The 24,346-nt window shown below is 43.1% G+C and carries 18 protein-coding genes and 1 other RNA gene; 7 read left to right on the plus strand and 12 right to left on the minus strand.

From position 1 onward, the window contains the following. The coding region (locus WKF69_RS03905; protein WP_340379625.1) for a KpsF/GutQ family sugar-phosphate isomerase at window positions 1–929 on the minus strand (929 nt) is incomplete at its 3' end. Window positions 930–1,024: 95 nt separating this feature from the next. Between WKF69_RS03905 and recQ the strand changes: the two genes are divergently transcribed. Both recQ and kdsA read left to right on the plus strand, forming a co-directional pair. Further along, complete coding sequence (gene recQ, locus WKF69_RS03910; RefSeq protein WP_340379627.1) at window positions 1,025–3,211, plus strand: DNA helicase RecQ; 2,187 nt, start codon at window positions 1,025–1,027, stop codon at window positions 3,209–3,211. Continuing rightward, complete coding sequence (gene kdsA / locus WKF69_RS03915; protein ID WP_340379629.1) at window positions 3,211–4,023, plus strand: 3-deoxy-8-phosphooctulonate synthase; 813 nt, start codon at window positions 3,211–3,213, stop codon at window positions 4,021–4,023. The genes recQ and kdsA overlap by 1 nt, the downstream gene beginning before the upstream one ends. A gap of 157 nt (window positions 4,024–4,180) precedes the next feature. Here the strand turns inward: kdsA and WKF69_RS03920 are convergent, their stop codons facing one another. From WKF69_RS03920 to WKF69_RS03935, 4 genes are all read right to left on the minus strand, one after another. Next, window positions 4,181–5,140: a hypothetical protein gene (locus WKF69_RS03920; protein ID WP_340379631.1), complete on the minus strand. Its 960-nt coding sequence runs from the start codon at window positions 5,138–5,140 to the stop codon at window positions 4,181–4,183. Between the two features lie 218 nt (window positions 5,141–5,358). After that, entirely contained in the window at window positions 5,359–5,787 is a 429-nt protein-coding gene (locus WKF69_RS03925) for a DUF6526 family protein (RefSeq protein WP_340379633.1), read from the minus strand. Window position 5,788: 1 nt separating this feature from the next. Next, window positions 5,789–7,699 carry an OmpA family protein gene (locus tag WKF69_RS03930; RefSeq protein ID WP_340379635.1) on the minus strand — a complete coding sequence of 637 codons (1,911 nt, stop codon included), beginning with the start codon at window positions 7,697–7,699 and terminating at the stop codon, window positions 5,789–5,791. 337 nt (window positions 7,700–8,036) lie between these two features. Continuing rightward, window positions 8,037–8,660, minus strand: coding sequence for a 7-carboxy-7-deazaguanine synthase QueE (locus WKF69_RS03935; protein ID WP_340379638.1), 624 nt, complete (start codon window positions 8,658–8,660; stop codon window positions 8,037–8,039). Between the two features lie 86 nt (window positions 8,661–8,746). Between WKF69_RS03935 and WKF69_RS03940 the strand changes: the two genes are divergently transcribed. Next, window positions 8,747–9,076, plus strand: coding sequence for a Rieske 2Fe-2S domain-containing protein (locus WKF69_RS03940; protein WP_340379640.1), 330 nt, complete (start codon window positions 8,747–8,749; stop codon window positions 9,074–9,076). A 1-nt stretch (window position 9,077) separates the two neighbouring features. Here WKF69_RS03940 and WKF69_RS03945 read toward each other — a convergent pair whose 3' ends face one another. Beyond that, window positions 9,078–9,956: a tetrahydrofolate dehydrogenase/cyclohydrolase catalytic domain-containing protein gene (locus tag WKF69_RS03945; RefSeq protein ID WP_340379642.1), complete on the minus strand. Its 879-nt coding sequence runs from the start codon at window positions 9,954–9,956 to the stop codon at window positions 9,078–9,080. Window positions 9,957–10,039: 83 nt separating this feature from the next. After that, the gene (gene lepA / locus WKF69_RS03950; protein WP_340379644.1) at window positions 10,040–11,827 is read right to left on the minus strand and encodes a translation elongation factor 4; all 1,788 of its coding nucleotides are present in this window, start codon (window positions 11,825–11,827) and stop codon (window positions 10,040–10,042) included. A gap of 261 nt (window positions 11,828–12,088) precedes the next feature. Here lepA and WKF69_RS03955 point away from each other — a divergent pair, with 261 nt between their 5' ends. The 3 genes from WKF69_RS03955 (at window position 12,089) to WKF69_RS03965 (ending at window position 15,098) form a co-directional block, all read left to right on the plus strand. Then, window positions 12,089–13,216: an NAD(P) transhydrogenase subunit alpha gene (locus WKF69_RS03955; protein WP_340379645.1), complete on the plus strand. Its 1,128-nt coding sequence runs from the start codon at window positions 12,089–12,091 to the stop codon at window positions 13,214–13,216. A 69-nt stretch (window positions 13,217–13,285) separates the two neighbouring features. After that, window positions 13,286–13,594, plus strand: a complete 309-nt coding sequence (locus tag WKF69_RS03960; RefSeq protein WP_340379646.1) for an NAD(P) transhydrogenase subunit alpha — start codon at window positions 13,286–13,288, stop codon at window positions 13,592–13,594. Window positions 13,595–13,688: 94 nt separating this feature from the next. Beyond that, on the plus strand, window positions 13,689–15,098 hold the full coding sequence (locus WKF69_RS03965; protein ID WP_340379647.1) for an NAD(P)(+) transhydrogenase (Re/Si-specific) subunit beta: 1,410 nt from the start codon (window positions 13,689–13,691) through the stop codon (window positions 15,096–15,098). A gap of 85 nt (window positions 15,099–15,183) precedes the next feature. On the opposite strand, the gene WKF69_RS03970 is transcribed toward WKF69_RS03965, so the two are convergent. From WKF69_RS03970 to smc, 4 genes are all read right to left on the minus strand, one after another. After that, window positions 15,184–16,563: a sigma-54 dependent transcriptional regulator gene (locus WKF69_RS03970; protein ID WP_340379649.1), complete on the minus strand. Its 1,380-nt coding sequence runs from the start codon at window positions 16,561–16,563 to the stop codon at window positions 15,184–15,186. A gap of 116 nt (window positions 16,564–16,679) precedes the next feature. After that, window positions 16,680–17,071: RNase P RNA component class A (gene rnpB, locus WKF69_RS03975), an RNA gene on the minus strand. Between the two features lie 198 nt (window positions 17,072–17,269). Continuing rightward, the gene (locus WKF69_RS03980) at window positions 17,270–18,163 is read right to left on the minus strand and encodes a M28 family peptidase (RefSeq protein WP_340379651.1); all 894 of its coding nucleotides are present in this window, start codon (window positions 18,161–18,163) and stop codon (window positions 17,270–17,272) included. A gap of 116 nt (window positions 18,164–18,279) precedes the next feature. After that, entirely contained in the window at window positions 18,280–21,831 is a 3,552-nt protein-coding gene (gene smc / locus WKF69_RS03985; RefSeq protein WP_340379653.1) for a chromosome segregation protein SMC, read from the minus strand. 168 nt (window positions 21,832–21,999) lie between these two features. On the opposite strand from smc, the gene WKF69_RS03990 reads away from it, so the two are divergent. After that, window positions 22,000–22,983 carry an aldo/keto reductase gene (locus WKF69_RS03990; RefSeq protein ID WP_340379655.1) on the plus strand — a complete coding sequence of 328 codons (984 nt, stop codon included), beginning with the start codon at window positions 22,000–22,002 and terminating at the stop codon, window positions 22,981–22,983. A gap of 490 nt (window positions 22,984–23,473) precedes the next feature. Here the strand turns inward: WKF69_RS03990 and WKF69_RS03995 are convergent, their stop codons facing one another. Further along, window positions 23,474–24,319, minus strand: coding sequence for an MBL fold metallo-hydrolase (locus WKF69_RS03995; protein ID WP_340379657.1), 846 nt, complete (start codon window positions 24,317–24,319; stop codon window positions 23,474–23,476). Window positions 24,320–24,346: the final 27 nt, after the last annotated feature.

Consider the following 24,346-nt stretch of genomic DNA (forward strand, 5'->3'; position numbering starts at 1 on the left):
ATAAAACCTTCATATTTGGTGTTGGTACCAACAAGGATCTGAGTGATGTTATTATGTCTCAAAACGTCCAGCGCATTGACAGCAAGTTCGTCTTTGTCAATAAATTTGGGAGATGTGCTCATAATGTCTTTTGCCCGGAGGCCGTCAATGCTGTTGTTCTTTTCAAGCATTCTCCTGATATCACCATCAGTAATAATGCCAGTAAGCTTTCCATTATCCACAACAGCTACTGCTCCTAACCTGTTTTTAGTAATTTCAATAATGACGTTTTTTACAGATGTATCTGATGAAACCTCCGGCTTTTCGTTCTGGGCAGCCAAATCACCCACTTTTAAATATAATCGTTTGCCAAGAGACCCCCCGGGGTGGTACTTGGCAAAATCTTCTTTAGTAAATTCCCTGCACTCAAGTAAACAGACTGCCAATGCGTCACCCATCGCCAATTGGGCAGTTGTGCTGGTAGTAGGAGCCAGGTTGTTTGGACACGCCTCGACTTCTACTGATGTATCAAGAATCCAGTCTGCCTGGGTAGCTAAGTAAGAATTAGTGTCTCCAACCATCGCAACAAGCTTATTATCAGATTGTTTTAACAAAGGAACCAATACTTTTATTTCAGGAGTGTTGCCACTTTTAGAGATACAAATAACTAGATCATTGGTTTGTATCATCCCGAGATCACCATGTATGGCGTCTGCAGCATGCATAAAAATGGCAGGTGTACCGGTAGAATTAAACGTTGCAACAATCTTTTGTGCAATAATTGCGCTTTTTCCGATGCCAGTAACTATTACACGGGCTTTTAGGTATAAGATTTGATGTACTATCTCCGGAAAATCCTCGTTTAACTGAGCAGAAAGTCGCATAATTCCTTCAGCCTCTATCTGCAGTGTTTTTTTTGCTATTTCTAGTATTTCCTGTGGATTTTTCAACCAGATTTATTTTTTAGTTAAAAAGATAATCTATCGCAAAAATATGTTATTTTGAATATTATTATGACCCATTTTCAATTTTTTCCAGTTAGGCAATGGAAATAAACAAATCGTTATTCGATAATCTACAGAACTTTTTCGGGTTTGATAACTTTAAGGGTGACCAGGAAGCGATTATCACAAGCATACTTCAAAAAAAGGATACATTCGTTATAATGCCTACGGGCGGTGGAAAATCAATTTGTTACCAACTGCCTGCTTTAATGAGCGATGGGACAGCAATTGTGATCTCGCCGCTCATCGCCCTGATGAAAAATCAGGTTGATCAGCTAAGGGCTTTTGGCGGAACTGACAGTATTGCACATTTTCTTAACTCTTCCTTAAATAAATCGGAAATAACAAAGGTAAAGGAAGATGTTACCAGCGGGGCGACGAAATTACTATATGTAGCGCCGGAATCCTTAACCAAGGCCGAAAATATTGACTTCTTACGGGGGATATCCATTTCATTCGTCGCCGTTGATGAGGCCCACTGTATTTCGGAATGGGGGCATGATTTCCGCCCTGAGTACAGGAAAATTCGTCAGGTTATTGATAACATCGGTGAAAATATTCCAATCATCGCTCTTACTGCGACTGCAACCCCGAAAGTTCAGCAGGATATTCAGAAGAACCTGCAGATGAGTAATTCGTCGCTTTTTAAATCATCTTTCAACAGGCCAAACCTTTTTTATGAAGTACGGGCCAAGCGGGATGTTATTAAGGAAATTGTACGATATGCAAAGATGAATTCGGGAAAGTCCGGGATAGTCTATTGCCTTAGCCGAAAGAAGGTTGAGGAAGTTGCTGAAGCACTTAAACTGAATGGTATCAAGGCCCTTCCATACCACGCAGGCCTCGATCCAAAAACCAGAGCTGAAACACAGGATAACTTCCTTATGGAAGATGTTGATGTGATTGTGGCTACAATAGCTTTCGGGATGGGCATTGACAAGCCAGACGTTCGTTATGTTATCCATCATGATATCCCTAAGAGCATGGAAGGCTACTATCAGGAAACGGGCAGGTCGGGACGGGATGGCGGCGAAGGCATTTGCGTAGCTTTTTACTCTCAAAAGGATATTGATAAGCTTACTAAATTCATGAAGGATAAGCCTGTTGCGGAAAGAGAAATAGGAACACAAATATTGAAAGAGGTAATTGATTACGCTGAATCATCAGTTTGCAGACGTAAGCAGATACTTCATTATTTTGGCGAAAACTTTAACGAAGCCGGATGCAGTAACATGTGTGATAATTGCCGGCATCCGAAGAAGTATTTTGATGCTGAGGCACCTTTGTCAAGAGCATTAACTGTTATTCGCGACTTTGGGGAGAAATTTGACGATCAATATATCATTAATTTCATGCTGGGACTTGATAATGCTCAGATCTCGTCATACGAACATGATAAGCTGCCTTTATTCGGGTCGGGTAAAGGCGAAGGAGAAGTCCTCTGGAAGTCGTTAATGCGCCAGGCTGTATTGAATAATTTCGTTCTAAAGGATATTGATAATTACGGGCTGCTAAAGCTTACGAAATCAGGAAGGGCTTTTATTGAAAATCCGCATTCTATAAAATTTATCCTTAATTATCTGATGGAGACAGCTGAGGATGAAGTTGAAGAAGCTCAGTACCAGGGCGGCGCTTTGGACGCTCAGCTATTGCAAATGGTGAAGGACCTTCGTAAGAAGATTGCCAAACAAAAAAGCCTTCCGCCATTTGTAATATTCCAGGATCCCTCACTCGATGAGATGTGTACCCACTATCCGGTTTCATTGGATGAGTTAAAGCAGATCCAGGGGGTAGGTTCAGGTAAAGCCATGAAATTTGGTCAGCCATTTATCGATCTAATAAAGAAATATGTAGACGAGAATGATATTGACCGCCCGATTGATCTTGTTATTAAAAGCGCCGCCAATAAATCGGCGTTGAAAGTTTCTATAATTCAGAATATTGACAGGCAGATCGCTTTAGAAGATATAGCTTCTGCTAAAGGTATTTCATACGATGAGATCCTAAAGGAACTTGAGACGATCGTTAACTCGGGAACAAAGCTGAATCTAAATTATTATATCGACGAAATAATTGAAGAGGACAGGCAAGATGAAGTATTTGATTATTTCCGGGGCTCAGAAGTCGATTCGATCGATAATGCCCTGGCGGAGCTGGGAGATGATGACTACACCCGTGAAGAGGTTCAATTAATGCGTATTAAATTTTTATCGGAGCTAGGAAATTGATGATAAGTAATATTCCCAGGATCAAACATTCACAAACGAATAATTTTTTCCTGATGGCAGGGCCATGTGTAATAGAGGGTGAAGAAATTGCCCTTAGAATAGCAGAACGTATAGTTTCTATCACAGATAAACTTCAAATCCCTTTAATATTCAAAGGGTCTTATCGTAAAGCCAATCGCTCAAGACTGGATTCGTTTACAGGAATTGGAGATGAAACAGCACTAAAGATCCTGGCTAAGGTCGGACGTGAATTCGATATTCCATGTGTTACAGATATCCACGAAAGTGATGAGGCTGCCATGGCTGCAGAATTTGTCGATGTACTACAGATACCTGCCTTTTTATGCCGCCAGACTGATCTTCTTATCGCAGCAGCGAAAACCGGGAAAACAGTGAACGTGAAGAAGGGACAGTTTCTTTCGGCTGGTTCAATGAAGTTCGCGGTAGACAAAATAACTGATTCGGGTAATTCCAATGTAATCCTAACCGATCGCGGTAATACATTTGGCTACCAGGATATCATCGTCGACTATCGCGGTATACCAGAAATGAAAACCTTCGGTGTTCCCGTCGTGATGGACTGTACCCATTCTTTGCAACAGCCGAATCAGGGCAGCGGAGTAACAGGAGGGAAGCCAGCGCTTATCGAAACCATCTCAAAAGCTGCGATTGCGGTAGGCGCAGATGGCCTTTTTATTGAAACACATCCGGATCCAGCCAACGCTAAGTCAGACGGTGCGAATATGCTTAATCTGGACCTCCTTGAGGGATTAATGACTAAGCTTATCCGTGTGAGGGAAGCGATACTGTAGGAAGCGAGCCCTAAGAGCTACCAGCTTCCCACATCCAGAAAATTTTAAAGACCGGGCATGGCCTTCCAATAGTTTTATCCAGATCCTATTGCGGCAGTACACCGCCAACGGCAATTACACCTGAGGCTTTTAAAAATGATCTTCTGTCTGACATATATTAATCTTTACTTTTAAACTCGTATTTGATATTCCACTTAAATTTTTCGCCGGGTAATGCTTTGAGCTTAATATAGGGTTCGGGGCTAAGTGTTGTAGGTACCGACCAGTACATGAAATTTGATAATGCTTTGTCTGATGTAATTCTTACACTTGCCCCGGTCTTGGAATTTGCAACAACAAAATCGTAATCCTCCGCTCTGTCACCCGTAAAGCCCTTTGGATATTCCATAGTGCTTTCGCCTTTTGTGAGCAGTTTGAGATAGTTCATCTGCTTATTCTCAAACTTGATCAGGTTTTTCCCGGCAGACTGGTTATTGATTTCAAATGGCAGAGTGACGGTGAAATCCGGTCCGGTTGGCTGATTGTCTATAACAAAGAAGTTGTGATTAAAAGTACTGGTCTCTATCACATTTTTCCCGATATTCTTGAGACTATGTTCCAGCACAAGTTCTGGCCTATTTTTAACCAACCGTAAGGTCTTCTTATAAATATATGCGTAGCCACTGGCATCACTCAGTTCATGAATAAAGGTCACGCGTTTTTTTTTCTTTTTCACTTTCCACTCTCCACCATTTACTATTTCGAACTGGCTTGAAAAACGATAAGGATTGGCATTTAATCTTTTCAGAGTTCCAATGCCGATCTTTATGAAAGTCTCACCTGGTTTTGCTGCATCGTATCCGATAGGGTCGAAAACTTCAACAGGCCCCTGGATTGCATCATGCACTTTGGGATCATGCTTGACGTACCATTGGCCAAAGAATTCATGATCCTTATATCTCAAGCTCGACACTATGCCTGCCCAATCGAATCGGGTAGCCCGATAAAAGCCGTTGTTTGCATCTGGTAAATAAAGTTTGGCCTCGATAAGTCCGTTAGATATTGAGGCCTCAGGATATTGAGCGAAGATATTGAGAGCAAATAATATCAGCAGGCCCAGGAGGACTATCTTTTTCATCCGTTTATTTATTGTTTTTTCAATTGTGATGAACCTGCCTGACGGTAGGCAGGGCGATCATGATTTGATAATCATATCCCTGCGGGTTTTGGCAAAATCATGATGGTTTCATGATAATAAATTTAATAAAAGACAAGATGCAAAAGCCAACGGACACTCATAAGTGCGTCAATTTCAGGTCTTCAGTGTAATATTTTTGCTAAAAAGGAATTGAAGACTTATACCCTGTGATGATCAGCTTTCCATTTTTGAATGGCCTGCTTAATTTCCTTTGGTTTGAGTTTTTCTTTTAGCGCTCTTATCGTTAGGTCAGGAAATTCCTCATCTGGGGCGAAGCGCAGTGCAATTATCTGACTTATCCTCAATTCCGAAGGCAGTGGTTTTCCTGTCAGAATGTAGTATCTGAAATTTTCTTCCGCACGGATTGAACGATCTTGTGCTCTTAATGGAAATAATCTGACGTAGGCGTACATTATAGCGCTGCAGACAAATAGTAAAACAATAAGACTTGCAGAGTAAAGATTACTGCTGTAAATGGATTCGTAAAGATTAACACCTGAACCGATAAGCCCGGCAAGCAATAGCACCAGTAACACCCCGTGAAATCCGACAACTAAACGGGCATGATTTTGAAAGTTTTGTTCCATATTATTTTTTTATGATTTTAAATTCAGTTCGCCTGTTATTCTTGCGATTTATTTCAGTGGTATTGTCATTAACCGGCATGCTTTCTCCGTAGCCTTTGAAGTTAAGTTTAGATGCAGGGACTTTATTGACTACAAGGTAATCATAAACTGTCTTAGCGCGGCTTTCTGATAATGCCTGATTTGATTTATCATCGCCAACATTGTCGGTATGGCCAGCAATCTCAATAGAGACGGCAGGATTTTCTCTGAGAAAGGTAATCAGCTGCCCCAGTTCAGTCTTTGATTCAGGCAGCAGATCAAATTTATTTGTTTCGAAAAATATGTTGTTCAGCACCACCAATCCACCAATCTCGATCTTTTGAAGCGGCACTTCAATCATATAAGGCTTGATAGCTTCTTTGAGGTCAGGAGTGAAATTCTGCGAATAGAATAGGTAACCTGGTTTCGACACATTAAGTGCGAACGAATTGCCGGGAGTAAGCGTAGCCAGAAATTCACCTGCAACTGCATCAGTAAAATCATCAAAAGCAAAACTGCCGGTTTTTAGATTGATAATCTGGATCTTCGCATCTAAACGCTGTTTGCTAGTTTTATCGAATACGACACCTTTAACATAAGTAACGGGTTTGGGCCGCAGGTTTTCCGGCATCTCAAATGAGTATATATCGAAACCTCCTAAGCCTCCCTGCTTATCAGATGCAAAAAATGCCAGTCGGCCGCTGCTGCTAATACTCAGGCCACTTTCCTCACCAAATGTGTTTATCGGATAGCCCAGATTCTGTGGCTTCTCCCATAAAATTTTCTGTTCGCTGGGATTCTTTTTATGAGTTATGAAAAGGTCTTTATTACCCAAACCAGGCCATCCATTCGAGGAAAAATAAAGGGTTTGATCATCCGGGTGAATGAACGGAGAGTGCTCATCGTAAGGAGTGTTTATTTCAGGTCCCAGGTTTACAGGGACGCTCCATGAGCCTCCAGCCATCAGATCGGACTTCCAGAGATCGTAACCCCCTCTGCCGCCATTCCGGGTGCTCACAAAATATAAAGTTCTTCCATCGGCGCTTATGGAGGGCTGCGACTCCCATCCGGGGGTATTAACCGGAGCACCAATGTTAAAAGGCCGGCTCCATTCGGATCCTTCCCACTTGGAGATATAAATATCACATCGCCCGAGGCCATCAGGACGATTACACCCAGTGAAGAACAAATAATTGCCATCCGGAGAGATGCATTGAGCACCTTCATTAAACTCAAACGTATTGATATTGGCGCTTAATGCTTTCGCCGCCGACCATTTCTCTTGACTTTTAACACTCGCATAGAAGTCCTCATTGTTACTTGACTTTCGGGTAAATATAATTTTACTTTCATCAGCAGTAATAACCGGGAGGTATTCATCCTGAGTCGAATTGATGCCTGATCCCATATTAACAGGTTTGAAGCTAACCGGCTTTTTTATCGCTTCCAGGCTAAAAATACCATCTGCTATATATTTAGCTGTCCTTATTTTGCTCTCATCACTTAATCCCGTGGAGGATGCGTATTTTTTGAAATGAACAAGCGCGTTTGCATAGTCGCCGGTGTTTAATTCACTTTCACCGAGACCGAAATAGGTAAGATGATGGAACGCAGGGTCGATCTCCAGAACCTTTTTATAGTTGATAACTGCATTAGGATAATCACCAAGGCGGCGATAAAGATCGCCCAGCTGCTGATACGCCGCAGTAAACTGATTGTCCTCAGAAACAGCTTTCTTGAGTTCCGTAATCGCCATATTATAGGCTTTATCTCCGATATATTTATTAGCCTGCAGGTAGGATTTTTGAGCAAGCTTGTTTTGGGATGAGGTTACTTTTTGTCCAAAAGACACGATGGAGCAGAAGCATAGTAACAGCAGCAGGATTTTTCTCATTATATAAGTCAGTATGTGAAGTTAGAAAATATACCTTATAGATGATTTTTCTAATTGTCTTATAAACGATAAGATAATGTGTTTTGATATAAAATGTGTTTGATATAAGATAGGATTCTGTCGACTGATCGAGATCTGGATTCGCGGACGAGATTGAAGTTTTTCTTTTTATAATTACAATGGCGTTGCCCGCTTGGGCGGGCCCGGGCTTTTCGTTCCAATCTTTTTTTGGCAGGCCAAAAAAAGCCTGCCTGCCGGACAGGCAGGGATTTTCACATCAATCCCTAACGCACTAAACGCCGTACCATCAACGGACAATCTAGATCAGAAATAGTTATTAAGGAATATTCAGATATTTGTGTGTTTGCAATGAAATCTCCCATTTGGGATTCTGCATTACATAATCAATGATCAGCGGTGTCATCTCAGCAGATTTGGACCACTCAGGCTGTAAGTATAGCTTGCAATTTTCGGAAACATGCTGAGAATGCTCTTCCGCCCAGGCGAAATCACTTTTATTGAAAACGATCACTTTCAATTCGCCTGCAACGAGACTGAAGTCTGGTCTTGGAGATTTGAACTTTTTGGGAGAGAGGCAGATCCAGTCCCAGTTCCCGGAGAGGGGATACGCACCGGACGTTTCAATAAAGGTTTTAATACCTCTTGCCTGAAGCTCTGCAGTAAGATAATCGAGATTGTAGATCAGGGGTTCGCCCCCGGTAACAACAACAGCCTTCCCGGGAAATTTTTCTGCATTCTGAACGATTTGATCTGTGCTTGTAAGCGGATGCAGTTCGGCATCCCAGCTTTCCTTCACATCACACCAATGGCACCCGACATCACATCCGCCAAGACGGATAAAATAAGCAGCCTTACCCGAATGAAAACCTTCACCCTGAATGGTGTAGAACTCTTCCATTAATGGTAATAAGGTGCCGTCAGCTGGTATTTGGTGTGCCATTTTGTAATTTAGGATGCAAATATACTTAGTTTAGCGTATTAGGCTGTGATTAATACGTATTGCGACACAGCAGTGACACATATTATATGAATTGGATTAAACTGTTTCCTGAGAATGTCCTTAAGGGGGAGGATTTTATAAAGCGCATCGATGTTTCCGGAAAAAGACTTTGTGCGGTCAAAGCGCAGGATAAAATATTTGTGATCCAAAATAAGTGTCCGCATGCCGGCGCTGATCTCAGCCTGGGCTGGTGCAGCAATGGAAATATAGTCTGCCCTTATCATCGCCACGAATTTGACCTCACCACCGGCCGCGGAAAGGCTGGGCAGGGCAATTATGTATATACATATCCCACCGAGATACGGGAGGATGGAATATACGTTGGTCTGAAAGAGAGCTGGTGGAAGTTCTGGTGACTTAGTAAATCTCCTTTTTTGCCGAGGCCAGTGTGTTTTTAAGGAGACCCACAATTGTCATCAATCCAACTCCACCCGGTACAGGCGTTATCCACGATGATTTTGGAGCTACATTCTCGAAGTCAACATCCCCGTATAATTTATAACCTGATTTAGTTTCAGTTGATGTTTCGCGGTTCATACCTACGTCAATAACAACCGCACCATCCTTAACCATATCTGCGGTTATGAAATTCTTCTTCCCAATGGCAACGACGAGTATATCGGCGTCGAGGGTAAACTTTTTTATATCCGGGGTCCTGCTGTGGCATATCGTAACAGTGCAGTTCCCAGGGTTTGTATTGCGTGCCATCAGGATGCTCATAGGTGAGCCAACGATATTGCTCCGTCCAACTACAACACAATGTTTACCAGCGGTTTCGATATTATATTCAGCAAGCATTAGTAAAATCCCGTAAGGAGTAGCAGGTAAAAAGGAGGGAAGGTTGCGCTGCATGCGTCCCAGATTTACCGGATGAAATCCGTCAACGTCCTTCTCCGGCGAGATGCGTTCAGTTACCTTATCCGCAGAAATATGTTTTGGCAAAGGAAGCTGAACCAGGATGCCATCTGGTTTAGGATCCAGATTTATTTCTTCGATCTTTTTTAACAGTTCGCCTTCGGTAATGTCACTCTCATAACGGTAAAGCGTGGAGTCAAATCCAACCTTCTCGCAATTCTTTATTTTGCTTGCAACATAGGTTTCGGAACCACCATCATGGCCAACAAGAATGGCAACGAGGTGAGGTTTGCGGCCGGTACTTTGAAGTACTTCAGCGGCTTCCTCCGCGATTTGTGATTTTAGTTTTTCAGAGACAAACTTTCCGTCAAGTAACTGCATTCGTATTTAAATATTAGGTTATCCACATTTAATGGCTTTTCCACATTTATTTTTCGCTAATCGCGAACAGAGATAATCTAGCCTTAATCCAGCTTTAAGACTGCCATAAATGCTGTTTGAGGTATTTCGACGTTGCCTACCTGGCGCATACGCTTTTTACCTTTCTTCTGTTTTTCTAGAAGCTTCCTTTTACGGGAAATGTCTCCCCCGTAACATTTGGCAGTCACATCTTTACGAAGAGCTTTAACGGTTTCACGCGCAATGATCTTAGCGCCGATCGATGCCTGGATAACAATTTCAAATTGCTGACGCGGGATAAGCTCTCTTAGTTTTTCACAGATCTTTTTACCAAAGTTATAGGAGTTAGTCCTGTGAATAAGTGACGACAAGGCATCGACCGGTTCGGCGTTCAGAAGGATATCTAATCGCACGAGATCTGATTGGCGGTATCCAATTTGATGGTAGTCAAAAGACGCATAGCCTTTGGAAATGGTTTTTAACCTGTCATAAAAATCAAATACGATTTCCCCCATCGGCATCTCAAATATAAGCTCGACACGGTCAGAAGTTAAGTACGACTGATTGACGATCGTACCGCGCTTCTGAATACAAAGCGACATGATCGGCCCAACGAACTCTGATTTCGTAATGATATTTGCTTTGATATAAGGTTCCTCGACGTGTTCAAGCTTACTTGGATCGGGCAAGTCAGAAGGGTTGTGTACGTCGATTTCAACACCTTTTGAGGTAAATGCTTTATATGATACGTTGGGAACAGTTGTAATAACTGTCATGTCGAACTCACGCTCTAACCTTTCCTGGATGATCTCCATGTGAAGCATTCCAAGGAACCCGCAACGGAATCCAAAACCTAAGGCGGCGGACGATTCAGGTTCAAATACAATGGAAGCATCATTCAGCTGAAGTTTGTGCATGGCTTCACGGAGTTCTTCATACTCATCGGTGTCAACAGGATAGATCCCCGCAAATACCATGGGTTTTACTTCCTCAAACCCCTTGATTGGCTCGCTGCTTGGCTTTTCTTTATGGGTAATCGTATCTCCGACCTTTACCTCACGGGCTTCTTTTATTCCCGATATTATGTAGCCTACATCCCCGGTTTTAATTACATCTTTCGGTTTCCGGGTTAGTTTTAAAGTGCCCACTTCTTCAGCGATATAGTCTTTCTCAGTGGCTACGAACTTAACTTTATCGCCTTTACGGATCTCACCATTCAATACTTTGTAATATGCGATGATACCGCGGAAAGAATTAAAAACTGAATCGAAGATCAGTGCCTGCAACTCACCATCGGGATTTCCCTTCGGAGACGGAACGCGCTCAACGATAGCTCTCAGAATGTCGTGAACTCCCAGGCCCGTTTTGCCGGATGCTGGTATAATTTCCTCACGTTTACAACCTATCAGTTCAATGATCTGATCTTTAACTTCTTCCGGCATGGCGCCAGGTAAGTCCATCTTATTAAGAATAGGGATGATCTCCAGATCATGATCAAGAGCAAGGTAAAGATTAGAGATGGTTTGAGCCTGGATACCTTGTGAAGCATCAACGATCAGTAGTGCACCTTCACATGCCGCAATCGATCTGGAAACTTCATAAGAAAAATCCACGTGCCCCGGAGTATCTATCAGGTTTAGCACATAGGGCTGTCCGTCCTGGACGTAATCCATTTGGATTGCATGACTTTTTATGGTGATGCCGCGCTCACGTTCAAGGTCCATGTCATCCAGTAATTGAGCCTGAGACTCGCGGTGTGTGATGGTGTTGGTATATTCGAGAAGACGATCAGCTAAAGTGCTTTTACCGTGATCAATATGTGCTATTATGCAAAAATTACGTATGTACTTCATTGAGGCGCAAAGATAGCTTTTTGAGTTGTAAGTTGTACGTTATACGTTGTACGTTTTTGCCCCTATTTTAGAACGTTTGACGGTATAAAGTGATTTCCCGAAGTCAACCCTGTTCCAAATTGAATCAACGATTCTTATCCATCCAGACTTACAACTTAAAACGTACAACGTATAACTCCTTGTGTATTTTTTTCGATGCGCTACCAACCAATACCTCCTTTTTGCTATTTTAGGCAATAACCACTTAACAGCAGAACATTCATGACAATTGGTATTTTGTGCGAGCCTTCACCAGAGACACGCGTTTCTTTACTTCCTGAGCATATTTCTCTTCTTAAAAAATATAAGATTGATGTGCTGGCCCAAACTAATGCAGGTTCCAAAGCTTTTGCTCAGGATTCATCATATGAGCAGGAAGGGGCAGAGATCGCGTCAAGGGAGAATGTTCTTAAATCGTCTGATGTATTACTAACAATTCACCCGTTAACAACCGGCGACCTTAAGAAACTAAAAAGCTCTGTTGTGATTTTGGGGATGTATAGTCCGCTCTCACAAGTTCCAATAATTAAAAGCTGGGCTGAGATGGGCTTAACAACCTTTAGTATGGACATGCTGCCGCGAACGACGCGCGCACAAAGCATGGATGTTCTTAGCTCACAGGCTAATATTGCCGGATACAAAGCGGTGCTTCTTGCGGCGATGACATTGCCTAAATATTTCCCAATGCTCATGACGGCCGCAGGCAGTATCGCCCCGGCAAAGGTGATGATCCTTGGTGCAGGAGTAGCCGGACTTCAGGCGATCGCTACAGCGAAAAGATTGGGTGCGGTGGTTGAAGTGTTCGATACGCGGCTCGCAGTAAAGGAAGAAGTGATGAGCTTAGGCGCTAAATTCATTGAAGTGGAGGGAGCTAAAGACGCTTCCGGTGCTGGCGGATATGCCGTAGAGCAAACCGAGGAATATAAACAAAAACAGAAGCAAAGAATCGCTGAGGTAGCAGCCAAAGCCGATGTGATAATAACTACGGCACAGATTCCCGGGAAAAAAGCTCCGATCCTTTTACCGGATAGCGTACTCGATTCGATGAAAACAGGCTCACTCATCATTGATCTTGCTTCGGTGACGGGAGGCAATACGGAACAAACGAAGGATCAGGAAACTGTGGTTTATAAGAACGTAACGATCATCGGCAATTCGAACCTTCAGGGAACGATGCCTGCCGATGCGAGTAAGCTTTACGGAAAAAACATCCTGAATTTCCTGCAGCTGATCATAGGCAAAGAGGGCGAGCTTAATCTCAACTTTGAAGACGATCTGGTTAAGGGTGCATGTATCACCCATAAAGGTGAGATATGCAACGACCGGATTAACGGAATCTCTGGTAATTAACTAACAATCGTCGCTGTCATTGCGAGCCTGCCTACCGCAGGCAGGCGCAGCGCGGCAAAACAACTAATAATGGAAACAGCACTGGATTGGATCACATTTAATCAGGAAATGATATACATCGTTGTATTGAGTATTTTTCTGGGAATTGAAGTCATTGGCAGAGTGCCAAGTGTATTACATACGCCGTTAATGAGTGGAGCAAACGCCATCCACGGGGTAGTGATAATCGGGGCTATTATAGTGATGGGGAAAGCAGAAGCGGGTAATTATACAGCACTTATTCTGGGATTTCTCGCTGTTATTCTGGGCACCCTGAACGTGGTCGGCGGCTTTGTGGTTACCGACCGGATGCTCGAAATGTTTAAGAAGAAAAAGTGAAAATAGATAATTAACCAATAAACCATCGATGTCATTGCGAGCCTGCCTACCGCAGGCACGCGCAGCGCGGCAAAACAACGAACAACAACAAACTATGGAATTAAATATCCTCACAATCTGTTATCTTATAGGATCCATAACTTTTATCGTCGGATTAAAGATGCTAAGCCATCCCGAAAGTGCACGTAAGGGTAACCTGATTGCTGCTGGCGGTATGCTTATTGCAATATTCGGGACGATTTTTCTGTATGAAGAGCATGGAGTTAAACTCGGGAACTACATCTGGATATTTGCGGCTTTATTGATTGGAACTGTGCTGGGCACAATGGCTGCCAGGAAAGTTAAAATGACAGCCATGCCTGAAATGGTAAGCTTATTTAACGGTATGGGAGGGGCCTGCGCGGCGCTGATATCTATTGTCGAATTTGATCATCTGATGCACCAGGTCAGTGCGGGACAGGCTGCAGATAGAGGTTCACTTCTTATAATTTTTGCCGGACTGATCATTGGTACGGTTTCATTTGCAGGCAGTATGGTCGCCTGGAGTAAGCTAAACGGTAATATCAAAGACTTTTCTTTTACGGGACAGCATATCGTCAACCTTTTAATCTTCGCTGTTATTATAGGCTTATCGGCGTATCTGATAATTTCTGGTGATCCGGCAGCAAGCACTTTATTCTACGTAATATTTGTCTTATCCATTATCTACGGTTTGTTCTTCGTTTTGCCTATCGGCGGAGCTGATATGCCCGTTGTTATCTCATTGCTGAATTCATTTACAGGCGTTGCAGCTGCTTTTGGTGGCTTTTTATACAATAACCCTGTTATGCTTACGGGCGGTATACTGGTAGGTTCCGCAGGTACCATACTTACCATTTTGATGTGCAAAGCCATGAACCGGCCATTGACCAATGTTCTAATAGGTTCATTCGGCGGCGGAGCTTCCGGTGCGGCGGGCAGTAAGGAGCAAGGCGCATACAAAGAGATCAGCATCAGTGATTCGGCGGTTGTAATGAGCTATGCAAAAAAGGTGATGATCGTTCCTGGCTATGGCCTGGCTGTTGCACAAGCGCAGCATGTATGCCATGAACTGGAGAAGCTATTGTTAGAAAAAGGAGTGGAAGTTAGTTATGCTATTCACCCGGTTGCGGGTCGTATGCCCGGACACATGAATGTTCTTCTCGCAGAAGCGGATGTAGATTACGAGAGCCTTTTGGAAATGGAACAGGCGAACCAGGAGTTTCCTTCTACCGATGTTGTTCTGATCCTTGGTGCAAATGACGTAGTGAATCCTGCAGCAAAAACAGACCCTTCATCCCCGATTTATGGAATGCCGGTACTTGATGTAGAGCTATCTAAACTTGTGATAATCAACAAGCGAAGCATGAACCCGGGTTACGCAGGAATTGAAAACGAGCTTTTTTTCCAACCAAAATCTTCAATGCTGTTTGGTGATGCGAAATCGGTGTTGCAGCAGTTGGTTACGGAGATAAAAACTTTATAGTTATACGTTGTACGTAATACGTTTTACGTCTGGTGCGTTATGTTATCCGACTAGCACGTATAACGTAAAACGTATTACGTATAACTCATTCTGCTCGTTTAAGGCTATATTTCTCGATCTTACTGTACAAATGGCTTCTCTGAATATCGATGTCGTCAGCAGTCTTTGATACGTTCCAGTTGTTTTTCTCAAGCTTATACTTGATATAATCTCGCTCAGCGAAGTCTTTATACTCCTGGAAGTTAGTGAACTGATCAAAGTTAGTTGTTGATCCATTTGAAGCACTTTCACTCATCGGAACTGCAGCCGAAGGATTAGCAAATGTTTTAACATCCTTATCCGTGATAGTCTTATCGCTAAGGATGATCAACCGTTCGATCATATTACGAAGCTCTCTGATATTTCCTGTCCATGGCATAGCCTGCAAAGCTTCCATAGCGGCCTCATTGATCTTTTTAACAGGCATTCCATAATCCTGGCAGATCTCGTCACAGAAATTTTGTGCGATCAGAGGTATATCGTCTTTACGTTCAGTCAAATGAGGAACGTGAATGAGAATAACACTTAAGCGATGGTAAAGATCCATACGGAAACTACCAGCCTCTATCTCTTTCTGAAGATCTTTATTAGTTGCAGCTATTACCCGTACATCAACATCGATCTCTTTCTCTCCACCAACACGGGTAACTTTATTTTCCTGAAGTGCGCGCAACACCTTTGCTTGTGCTGAAAGGCTCATATCACCAATCTCATCAAGGAACAAGGTGCCGCCGCTTGCCTGCTCGAATTTACCTATCCGTTGTTTAATTGCTGATGTAAACGAGCCTTTTTCATGACCGAACAATTCACTCTCAATTAGTTCTGAAGGTATGGCGGCACAGTTAACTTCAATCAGCTGGGAGTGGGAGCGATTTGACTTCTCATGCAGCCATCTTGCAACTAATTCCTTACCGCTACCATTGGCACCGGTGATCAGAACCCTTGCATCTGTTGGAGCAACACGTTCAATGGTATCTTTTATGCGGTCTATAGCGGCAGAATTACCCAGCATTTCACGAACCTTACTTGCCTTGCGCTTTAAAACTTTAGTTTCGGTAACAAGGTTCTTGCGCTCAAGGGCATTCCTAACAGTGATAAGTAGGCGATTAAGATCCGGTGGTTTTGAGATGAAATCAAAAGCCCCTTTTTTACTGGCCTCAACAGCAGTCTCAACTGTACCGTGCCCGGATATCATAATAAACGGCAGATCTGGCTGGATAGCAAGTCCTTCTGTGAGAACCTCCATACCGTCCATTTTATTCATTTTAATATCACAGAGGATCAGGTCATATTCATTCTTTTTAATAAGCTCCAGAGCGTCAGGACCATTGTCTACATCTTCAACCAGGTAGTCTTCGTATTCAAGAATTTCCCGCAGTGTATTACGGATTGCCCTCTCATCATCAATTATCAAAATTTTTGCCATATGATTTTTATGATCCTCTTTTAGTCTGCGAACATAACCCGCGAATATAAGGATTGTTTCAACATTAGAACATGTTTGAAAAAAAGTCCTTCCCAAAGGAAGGACTCAAATTCATTAAAAAAAGCAAGCCTGTAAGCCGGGTTCTGTTCCACGCGTAAGCGTGACTTCTATCATTTATCCCGCCACGCAATCACTCACGCAGTCTAACGACCTACCCATTCCGGATATCCCGTAAACGGGATTGTAAGCGGGCCGCCTCACTTCCGGAACCTATTTGGTCTTTCAACTTCTGGGGTTTACCGTAATCCCGGTCACCCGGGAAGACCGTGAGCTCTTACCTCACGTTTTCACCTTTTCCCCCAACCCGAGGGCCGGGGGTAGTTTATTTTCTGTAGCACTTTCCGTCTTCGCCTAAGCGAATCCTTCCTGTTAGGAAGCAGAATGCCCTGTGTTGCCCGGACTTTCCTCTCTTCCGCAAATGCGGAACAGCGATAGAACAGCTTGCCCTGCAAAGATAATTATTAAGTTGAGAGTGGAGAGTTGAAAGTGGAGAGTTTCGGGCTGCCGGCCATTTACGAACAACCAACAACCAACAACGAACAACCAAACTACATCTTTGTCATTGTGAGCGTAGGGTGGCAAAACAACCAAACTACACCTTTGTCATTGCGAGCCCGCTTGCCGGCAGGCATGCGGAGCGTGGCAATTATTTCGCCCATTTCTTATCAATTTTGATAATACTCTTCAGGATAGCCGTTGACGCTCCGTAGTAGAAATCCTGGTTGATGTTTGCAAAAGTGTCGGTTGGCTTGTGATAGTCCTTATGGTCTTCAACGCCGAAATATATGAAGGGAATGTTTTCTTTGGCAAAGGGGCCCTGATCGCTTTGCATGGTCCAGTCTTCTTTGCCGGAGTCCGGCAGATCATGTCCAAAAAGGATCTTTATGCCCGTATTCTTGTCTTCGCCCTCGATAATACTTTTCAAGCCCGGGTTCTTATATGTACCCGATGCGTAGAGTTCGCCCTTGTCATTATGCGCAATCATATCCATATTGATATTCAAAGCAATTTTGTCTTTGGCAACGGTAGGCTCCTTAACAAATGATACCGCTCCCCTCAATCCAGATTCCTCAGCGTCAAAGGCGATGAATAAAAGCGTGTGCCGGGGTTTGTGCTTAGTAAAGTATTCCGCAAAGGCCAGCATCGCGCCCACACCAGAAGCATTGTCATCAGCACCATAATAAATATCGGTTCCGCTGACACCCACATGATCATAGTGTGCCGAAACAACAATTACTTTATCACGCTTGCCTTTTATAAAGCCGATCAGGTTCGTGCCCTGTTTTTCCTCATTCGCACGAGTCTTAAAGTTAAACGGATGCTTAAAACCTTTCGGATATGAGCTCAAGCCTATCTCAGCGAACCTTTTAATAATAAACTCTGCAGCTAATTTATTCCCAGGTGTACCGGTTTTCCTGCCTTCATACTTTCCTGAAGAAAGAGTTTGTATATCGGCCAAAAGCTTAGTCCGGTCGATGATCTGGGAGTAGGCTGTTGCCGTACTAAGAGCGAGAAGGATTAATAAGTACGTTTTTCTCATTTTTTGTTGTGTTTGGATGTCGGAGGTCGGATGTTTGAAGTCTGACCTTTTCTAGTCGGTCAAACTCGATGTCTGACGTCCGACATCAGATATCTGACCTCCGACCTCGAATCTCGTTATGCAACTTCCCGTATATCCACCGCCACAACCCGCGAAACTCCCTGCTCCGCCATGGTCACACCGTAGATAATGTCGGTACTTGCAATGGTCCTTTTGTTATGAGATACGATAATAAACTGTGATTGTCCCGAGAACTCCCGGATTATATTGTTGAATTTATCAATATTGGTATCGTCAAGCGGAGCATCAACCTCGTCGAAAATACAGAACGGTGCTGGTTTTAAAAGGTATAATGAGAACAATAAAGCGGTAGCCGTAAGAGTTTTTTCTCCTCCCGACAATTGATTGATCGAAAGGGGGCGTTTGCCTTTAGGCCTTGCCAGAATATCGATATCAGATTCAAGCGGATTTTCCGGATCAATTAACACCAGATCACAGCTATCTTCCTCGTTGAAAAGCGAACGGAAAACCACTATGAAATGTTCTCTCACCTTTACAAAAGCTTCCATGAACTTTTCCTTTGCCGTATCATCAATTTCCTTGATGGTCTGCAGGAGCGAAACTTTTGCCTCTGCGAGGTCTTTTTTCTGGGTTTGGATAAACGTGTATCGCTCATCCATTTCCTGATATGCCTCCATTGCCATAGGATTGACTGCGCCAAATTCATCAAGCTGACGTTTTACGCGCTCGGTTTTTTCACGCAGGTCCTGTTCGCTATCCGACTGATGCTCCGGAGCGCTTTCTTCATCCAGTAAGTTTGCGATGTCGATAGAAAACTCGACAGCTAATCGCTCTTTAAGCGCATTCAGCTCAAGCTTTATATTAGTCTTCTGATCTTTTATCTCATTTGTGATAACATCTGATTGTTCCTTGTTGCGCCGGAGACAAGCAATATTATTTTCCGACTCGGTGATCATCCCTCTTGAGGCATAATAAGTTTGTTCTGCTTCCTGAACAGCCTTTTCAAACTCTTCTTTCTGAGAATACAAGGCAATCAGGTCATCATCAGAATGATCTGAATGCTGCAGGGTTTCCAGAATGCTTATCTGGGTAGTTTCAAGCTCTGCGTTGTTTGCCGAGATCCGTGTTTCCAGACTGGTTTGCTGGCTTTCACGATATTCCAGGTCTTTGACTATACCTGAGACCTTATTCTGCTGCTGATGAAACTTAATGTTCTCCTGGTTATATGCTGAGGATCTGGTACTGAACTGCTCTGACAGCTCATTGTATTTTTGCTGATCGGCGACAAGCCGTTCCTGCTTGATCTGTCTATTCGTCTTTAATTCAAGAAGCTGAGGTTCTGAAGCTAAAAGCTCATTACTAATGCTGTTGATCTTTAATTCAATATCCTGCTTCCTGTTCTGGCTATTTTCGATAAAGGCGAGATACTGTTCCTGTTTCGTTTTAACAGAAGTAAATTCATTGTTCAGCCGGTTGATATCAAACTGAAGCTGCTGGATCTGTTCATTTTGTGAAGAACCCTTCAGGCTATTTAACCGGAGGGTCTGTTCATCAATTGAATTCTTCAGTTTTGCCATTGTGTTTTCTCCTGTGCTGATCTCCTTAGATAGCTTCTCAAGATTTTTAGCCCGGCCAATACGTTTACCTTCAAATAAACCCACCGAGCCTCCCGACATTCCGGTCCGTGTTTTCGAAAACATGCCCGATTTACTAAGAAGTACAACCTGCTCGGATGGAAGGGGGGACTTAAGCTCTTCTTCCTCGCCTGACTTGATGAGAAAGACGTTGTATAAAAGCATCTCACACAGCGGCCTGTATTTAGCATCAGTATCAATGATATCCATTGCCGGTATCACTTCACTGCTGCTTGAATTTATAGAAGGCCTTTGCGGGATGGATTTAAGGGCATTGAGGATAAAGAAATTAGCCCGGCCACGTGATGCTTCACTCAACAAACGGATAGCCTGGACAGCATCCGTCTGAGTTTCTACTACGTAATGGTTCATCACCGGCTCGAGGTAGTTTTCTATCGCAATTCTATACTCTTCTTTACAGAACAGAATGTCTGAGAAAAGTGGTGCCTGTTTAGTCCAGCCGGCATTTTTCTTCAGAAAGCGAATAGACTCAGGGAAACCTTCCAGATTATCCACCATTGACTTGGTCAGGTTATACTCGTTCTGTTTTGAATCAACTTTCCGGCTTTCCTGGTTCAACAACTCCTTTTCGTGGCTTAGCTGTTCGCTGATGTTCGTTAGTTGCTGCTGAAGCTCTTCCTCTTGTTCTTTTACAAGGGTGAATTCCGATTGCTTGCTGTCAACCTTAATCTGAAGCTCTGTTATTACTTTATTAAATTCACTTAGCTCGCCTTCCTTCGCCTGAGCATCGGCTACATTTCGATTGATTTCCTGATGAAGGGCATCCCGCTGGATATTTAATATGGCGATATCTTTTTCCAGTTTATAAACCTGATTCTGAAGCTCATTATTTTCCCGGCTCAGAATGTCAAGATCGGCTTTAGCTTTCTGCTGTGTTACGCGAAGTTCTTCAACATCAGCATGCTGAGACTTAACAGAGTTTTGAAGCATTTCGAGCGTTTCGGATTCCTGTAAGTGTTCCTCGTTTAACCTTTTTTGATTGTAGAAGACATGATTAAGCTGATTTTTGTCCTTTTCAAGCTCCTCATTCAGGCGTCTCTTTTTATCCTCCAGAAACTTAAGCTGCTCATTTTTTAGCTTCTTGTCGCTTTCATAAGCACGGATCTTTGAGATAAACTCATTTGTAGCCTTTTGCTGAATGGAAAGGTTCTTTTCAAGGTTAAGGCTGTCGAGTTTTTGCTGCTGTAAAAGGGCCTCCAGTTTAGTAATGGCGGCATTGATCCCGCTATTATCAACCAATTGCTGCTGCTCACGGTCTTCAAGCCTGGCTAATCCATCTCTGAATCCAATGATCCGGAATGAGGCGAGAGCAATGCTAAGATTTTTATACTGATCCTTTAGCCGGTAATATCGCTCGGCTTTTTTCGCCTGATTCTCCAGGGTCTTAAGATTATTTTCAATCTCAAACAAAAGGTCATCAACACGACTCAGATCAGATTCTGTATCCTTTAACTTATTGAAGGTTTGCTTTTTCCTGAGTTTATATTTAGAAATACCCGAGGCTTCTTCAAAAAGCTGACGGCGGGAATTATCCTTATTTGTAATGATTTCATCGATCATCTTCAATTCAATGATAGAGTAGGAGTCGGAACCGATGCCGGTATCAAGGAATAGATCAGTAATATCTTTCAGCCTGCACTGTACATCGTTCAAACGGTACTCGCTATCGCCCGAACGATATAATTTCCGTGTGATGGTAACCTTAGAGAAATCAGTAGGAAGAATATTCCTGGTGTTGTCGAATGTCAGTGATACTTCCGCAAGATTCGATGGCTTGCGTGTTTTGGTTCCATTGAAAATGATGTTCTCCATTTTTTCGGAACGGAGCATCCGTGTGCTTTGCTCCCCGAGAACCCATCGGATCGCATCCACAACATTTGATTTCCCGCAGCCATTAGGCCCAACAATAGCAGTAACACCATCATTAAAATTGATAGTGATCTTATCGCCAAAGCTCTTGAAACCTTTGATTTCCAGTTGGGTAAGCTGCATAGTTATGATTTCCGTGCTGTACGGATAGATATAATTTAATGGGCTTAATTTATAAAATTATACAGACCTATGTAAAGTTTTTAACGGATAGGTGAATAAAATTATTTTTCCGGATACAAATACTAATTTTAATGAATTTAGAACCTCAAATCAAATATATACAACACTATGGAATACAGACGTTTAGGTAAATCTGGTTTAAAGGTAAGTGCGCTTTCACTCGGAAGCTGGCTTACATTCGGGAACCAGATCGAAGATAAAGTAGCTGAAGAACTTATGGACCTCGCTTACGATAGCGGCGTGAATTTCTTCGATAATGCAGAAGGCTACGCTGGTGGAAAGTCAGAGTTGGTCATGGGAAAGATACTGAAGAAGAAGAACTGGGACCGCAGTTCATACATTGTGTCAAGCAAGATATATTTTGGCGCCGAAGAGAAGAAGCCAAACATGATCGGCTTGTCAAAAAAGCACATTTTTGAGGGTACTCATAACGCCATGAAACGTTTGCAGGTTGACCATCTGGATCTGCTGTTCTGCCATCGCCCGGACCCTGAGACACCAATCGAAGAAACAGTTTGGGCCATGCATCAACTTGTACAGCAGGGGAAAACCTTGTATTGGGGAACCTCTGAGTGGAGTGCCTCAGAGATTATGGAAGCGCACTATTTCGCAGAAAAGAATCACCTTGTTGCCCCGGTTATGGAACAGCCGCAGTACAGTATGCTGTGGAGGGACAAGCTTGAAAAAGAGTTTCTGATGCTCTTCCGCAACTTTGGAATGGGTACTACGATATGGAGCCCGCTTGCATCTGGTTTATTGTCGGGAAAATACAACAATGCTGATCCAAAGGACACGCGTTTTGGTATGGAGAGCCTTGGGTGGTTGAAAGACAGATGGCTTGTGGAAGAGAATCTCAAAAAGATCAACCAGTTGAAAGAACTCGCGGATAAGCTTAATACATCTATGCCGAAACTTGCTATTGCCTGGTGTTTGAAAAACCCAAATGTGAGTACTGTAATTCTTGGAGCATCGAAAACTGCACAGTTGAAGGAGACTTTGACCTCCCTTGAAGTGGTTCCGTTATTAACGGACAAAATTATGGCAGATATTAATGGTATTGTTGGAACTAAGCCGGAGACGGTTGTTGTTTAGGTGTTGGTTAGTTGCATACGTTTGCAATTAACAATTTATTAAAGTCCGGTAAATTAAAACATGAGGTTCTGGCTTTCGCCAGAATGACATTAAGTTAAGCATATATTACGGTAATTACACGCCAGTATGTAGGTTCCAGCTTTCGCTGGAATGACAAAATTTTTAGGGTATTAGGGAGATTCCAGCCTCCGCTGGAATCGCAGCACGAGATTGTATCATAAAATGACCCCCGGCAGGAGACACAATAAAACATTGAAATGATCTGGTAAAAATCACTCAGATTCCAGCGGAGGCTGGAATCCCCCCATATCCCCCCACTGCGTTGTCATTCCAGCGGACGCTGGAACCTCCGAAAATGTCTGCACAGCCAGTCCAGACCACTGGAACGTACAAATCTTAACTTAATGTCATTCTGGCGAAAGCCAGAACCCACATGCGTATTCATTGTTCATATCCCGTTGGGTACGTTAGCCTAACAACTAACAACTAATTACTTGATTTCCGATAAACGGAACGTATCCTTAACCCTAACACCCTTCTCCGTATTTTCGAGCGTACAGCACTCATTCACAGGATCGTGTTCGAGGTAAAGAATGTATTCCTTTGCAACCGCTTCTTCGAGGAACCTTTTCTTTTCATCCAGGGTCTTCATCGGAAACATATCGTACGCCATAACATAGGGGAGAGGTATGTGGCCGACAGACGGGAGCAAGTCCGCCATGTATAAAATCGTTTTCCCTTTATAACTAATCTGCGGAAGCATCATGGCATCGGTGTGCCCGAATGCAAATCTAATTTTGATATTGTCTGTAAATGGAACACCATCCTCATTGTCTATAAACTTTAATCGACCACTTTCCTGGATCGGAAGAATGTTATCCTTCAGAAAAGAAGCTTTTTCACGTTCATTAGGTATTACAGCCCATTCCCAATGCGCGCGGTTGCTCCAGAATGTGGCATTTTTAAACGCAGGCACCAGGCTACCCTCCGAATTTCTTTCTATAGATCCGCCGCAATGATCAAAATGCAGGTGTGTTAGAAATACATCAGTAATATCATCTTTTTTAAAGCCATGGCTGGACAGTGATTTTTCCAGGGTATCCTCACCATGCAGATAGTAGTGTTTCAAAAACTTCTCATCCTGCTTATCGCCTATGCCATTATCAACAAGGATCAAACGATCGCCATCCTGGATAAGGAGGCACCGCATCGCCCAGGAACACAGATTATTTTCATCAGCAGGATTGGTCCTTTGCCAGATCGACTTTGGTACGACACCGAACATAGCACCGCCGTCGAGTTTAAAATAGCCTGCGTTGACTGTGTATAACTTCATAGAGTTGAAAACTGAAAACTGAAAACT

The sequence above is a fragment of the Daejeonella sp. genome, assembly GCF_037719425.1.
Lineage (GTDB): Bacteria > Bacteroidota > Bacteroidia > Sphingobacteriales > Sphingobacteriaceae > Daejeonella.